General features: G+C 71.9%; 1 protein-coding gene and 1 pseudogene. Both read left to right on the forward strand.

The features are described 5' to 3' along the window. Positions 1 to 27: 27 nt before the first annotated feature. Positions 28 to 927, forward strand: coding sequence for a dipeptidase (locus tag CA984_RS44120; protein ID WP_242676521.1), 900 nt, complete (start codon positions 28 to 30; stop codon positions 925 to 927). After that, positions 924 to 1,141, forward strand: a pseudogene (locus CA984_RS44125) (M20 family peptidase); the annotation flags it as partial. The gene CA984_RS44120 and the pseudogene CA984_RS44125, both read left to right, overlap by 4 nt.

The raw sequence follows: 1,141 nt of genomic DNA on the forward strand, positions 1-1,141 counted from the left end.
AGGGCGGGGTGAACGTGCAAGGGCGGGGTGAACGTGCAGGTGCTGCCGGTCTTCATCGACGACCAGTACCGGCCCGAAGGAGCGCTCCGGCAGACCCTGCGCATGATCGAGTGCGCGCACACCCTGGCCGAGGGCAACGCCGACGCGGTACGGCTCTGCCTGGACGGCGCCCAGATCGACCAGGCCCTCGGCGAGGACAGGATCGCCCTGGTGCTGGCCCTGGAGAGCGCCCCCGGCCTGGACGCCAGCGTCGAGCTGCTGCCCACCCTGCACCGGCTGGGCGTACGGGTCGCCTCGATCGCGCACTGGGGCCGCACCGCCCTGGCCGACGGCAGCGGCGAGGACGCCACCGCCAGCAGGCTCACCGCGGCCGGGGTGGAGACGCTCCGGGAGATGGAACGCCTCGGCATGATCTTCGACATCTCGCACCTGAGCGCCTCCGGGGTGGAGCACGTGCTGGAGCTGGCCACCCGGCCGGTGATGGCGACCCACTCCTCGGCGCGGGCCCTGCGCGACCACCACCGCAACCTCACCGACGACCAGATCCGCGCCGTCGCCGCCACCGGCGGCGTGGTCTGCGTCAACTTCCTGGCGGCCTTCCTGTCGGAGAACCCGGCCGAATACACCGTGGACCGGCTGGTGGACCACATCGAGCACGTCGTGGGCATCGGCGGGATCGACCACGTCGGTCTCGGCCCCGACTTCGTCCGCGAGGTCATGAACGACCTCACCCCGCCGTGCTGCGAGGGCTTCAGCTACAGCGGCGTCGACAGCCTGGCGGCCATCCCCGGCCTGGCGGGGCCCAGCGGGCTGCCGCTGGTCACCGACGCGCTGCTCAAGCACGGCTTCGCCGACGAGGAGATCGTCAAGATCCTCGGTGGCAACGTCCTGCGGCTGTTCCGCGCCGAGCTGGGCAGGCCGGCATGAATCTGCGCCTGATGCTTGAGGACCTGGAGGAGCTCGTCTCGTGCGAGTCGTTCTCCGCCGACCACGAGGCGGTGGCCCGCAGCGCCCGGGTGGTCGCCGACCAGGGGTTCAGGAGGCTCGGCGCGCGCCCCGAGACGATCGTGATCGACGGGGTCACCCACCTGCGGTGGACCTTCGGCACGCCCCGGGTCCTGCTGGTCGGCCACCACGACAC

Origin of the sequence: Streptosporangium minutum (genome assembly GCF_002149035.1) — a bacterium.
Classification (GTDB): Bacteria; Actinomycetota; Actinomycetes; order Streptosporangiales; family Streptosporangiaceae; genus Streptosporangium; species Streptosporangium minutum.